Raw genomic sequence first — 2,440 nt, 5'->3', positions numbered from 1 at the left:
CGCGCGCCCGCGCGGGAGGCCGCAGCGGACATCTCCCCGCCGCGGGCGCCGCCGCGTGCGGACGAGGTCCCGGTCCGGGAGCCGGTGCGGCGGCTCCCGGACGCGGCGACCGGGCGCCTCGTGGACGGGGCACCCGGTCGTCGTGAGGTCATGCGTTCAGGCTACAGCGCTCAGGCTGGGCCCTCACGCGGAGAAGCGCGGGAACGCCGAGGCACCCGCGTACACCGCGGCCTCGCCCAGCTCCTCCTCGATGCGGATGAGCTGGTTGTACTTGTTCACGCGCTCGCCGCGGGCGGGAGCACCGGACTTGATCTGGCCGCAGTTGGTCGCCACGGCGAGGTCCGCGATCGTGGTGTCCTCGGTCTCGCCGGAGCGATGGGACATCATCGAGCTGAAGCCGCTGCGGGTCGCCAGCGCGACCGCGTCGAGGGTCTCCGTGAGCGAGCCGATCTGGTTGACCTTCACCAGCAGCGCGTTGGCCGCGCCCTCGGCGATGCCGCGGCCCAGGCGCTCGGGGTTGGTGACGAACAGGTCGTCGCCCACGAGCTGGACCTTCCCGCCGAGCTCGGCGGTGATGGTCTTCCAGCCCTCCCAGTCCTCCTCGTCCAGCGGGTCCTCGATGGACACCAGCGGGTAGGACGCCACCAGGTCGGCGTAGTACGCGGTCATGTACTCCGCGGTGCGCTTCTCGCCCTCGAAGGTGTAGGCGCCGTCCTCGTAGAACTCCGAGGCCGCGACGTCGAGCGCGAGGGCCACGTCCTTCCCGGCCTCGTAGCCGGCCTTGCCGATCGCCTCGACGATCAGATCCAGGGCCGCGCGGTTGGACTCGAGGTTCGGCGCGAAGCCGCCCTCATCGCCCAGGCCGGTGTTCAGACCGCGGTCCTTGAGCACGGACTTCAGCGCGTGGTAGACCTCCGCGCCGACCCGCACGGCCTCCACGAAGCTCTCCGCGCCGATCGGCGCGATCATGAACTCCTGGATGTCGACGTTCGAGTCCGCGTGGGAGCCGCCGTTGAGGATGTTCATCATCGGCACCGGGAGCACATGGGCATTCGGACCGCCGACGTAGCGGAACAGGGAGAGGTCGGAGTCGTCGGCCGCGGCGCGGGCCACGGCGAGGGACACGCCGAGGATCGCGTTGGCGCCCAGGCTGCCCTTGTTCTTCGTGCCGTCGAGGTCGATCATGGCCTGGTCGATGGCGCGCTGATCCTGCACCTCCAGCCCGAGGACCGCCGGCTCGATCTGCTCGATCACCGCGTCGACGGCCTGGCGGACGCCCTTGCCGAGGTAGCGGCCCTTGTCGCCGTCGCGCAGCTCGACGGCCTCGAAGGCGCCGGTCGAGGCGCCGGAGGGAACCTCCGCGCGGGCGACGATGCCGTTGTCGAGGAGGACCTCCACCTCGACGGTGGGGTTTCCGCGGGAATCGAGGATCTCGCGAGCGTGGACGGCATCGATCGTTGCTGCCATGGGGTTTTCCTTCCGTCGTGGAACAGGGTCCGGATGGCAGGTCGACGCTGACCGCCTCCGCCCCAGTCTAGGCCCCCGCGCGCAGGGCCGCCCGGACGGCTCGCGGAACGGCTCAGGGGGAGGCGGGGAGCTCGCGGGAGATCCGCGCCAGCAGGGCCCGCAGCGCCGATTCGGGATCCACGTCGCGGGCCTCCGCGCCGACGACCTCCGTCAGCAGGGCACGGCCGATGTCCGCGCCCTCCGGGGCGTCCTGCGCCGCGACGATCGCATCGGCCGTCTCGAGCAGCCCATCGAGCGCTCCCGCCGACCGGGCGCGATGCACGGCCTTCGCCGCCGTCTGCAGCGCCGGGAGGCGCGCCGGGATCGAGGCGAAGGGGCTCGCGGCGGACGGCCCGGAGGACGCCTCCCCGCGCTCCCCCGCCTCCTGCGCCTTGACCGCATGCCACTGGGCGATGATCGCCTCGACGTCGTCGCGGCCGGCGAGCGCCTCCCCGGCTCCCGGACCGAAGACGTGCGGGTTGCGGCGCTCCATCTTCGCGACGAAGGCCTCCGCCACGTCGTCGATGCTCCAGGAGGGATCCTCCTCCTGCCCGATCCGGGCATGGAACAGGATCTGGAACAGCAGATCGCCCAGCTCGTCGACGATCGCGCCGGGGGCGTGCCCGGCCGGGTCCTCGATCACCTCGATGACCTCGTGGGACTCCTCGAGCAGATAGCGGGCGAGCGACTGGTGGGTCTGCAGGGCGCTCCAGGCGTCCCCGCTCGCGTCCTCCGTCCGCAGCGCCTCCATCACGGCCACGGCGCGCAGCAGGGACCGTCCCGTCCCCCCGCGAGGCGACGAGGACGCCCCGTCCGGGGCCCTCTGCTCGTCCTCGGGCGGGGGTGCGGCGGAGGTCCCGGACGCGCTCATCGCCCGCCGCCCCGGCGGTGCCCCGCCCCGCGCGTGGCCGGGACGGTCCGGCTCGGCGCGACG

Annotated in this window: 2 protein-coding genes; both read right to left on the bottom strand. The window is 72.9% G+C overall.

All coding sequences use genetic code 11. The annotated features are described in order from the left end of the window. Positions 1–183 precede the first annotated feature (183 nt). Positions 184–1,467, bottom strand: coding sequence for a phosphopyruvate hydratase (gene eno / locus ACFFF6_RS19880; protein WP_376983263.1), 1,284 nt, complete (start codon positions 1,465–1,467; stop codon positions 184–186). Positions 1,468–1,579: 112 nt separating this feature from the next. Then, on the bottom strand, positions 1,580–2,440 hold an 861-nt coding region (locus tag ACFFF6_RS19875; protein ID WP_376983262.1), incomplete at its 5' end, for a MazG nucleotide pyrophosphohydrolase domain-containing protein.

It is taken from the genome of Brachybacterium hainanense, from assembly GCF_042434575.1.
GTDB classification, from domain to species: domain Bacteria; phylum Actinomycetota; class Actinomycetes; order Actinomycetales; family Dermabacteraceae; genus Brachybacterium; species Brachybacterium hainanense.
This window is presented reverse-complemented; position numbering and strand designations above follow the sequence as displayed.

Excerpts from the sequence above, each read along its gene's own strand:
- eno (WP_376983263.1), bottom strand. The coding sequence starts at position 1,467 with ATGGCAGCAACGATCGATGCCGTCCACGCTCGCGAGATCCTCGATTCC.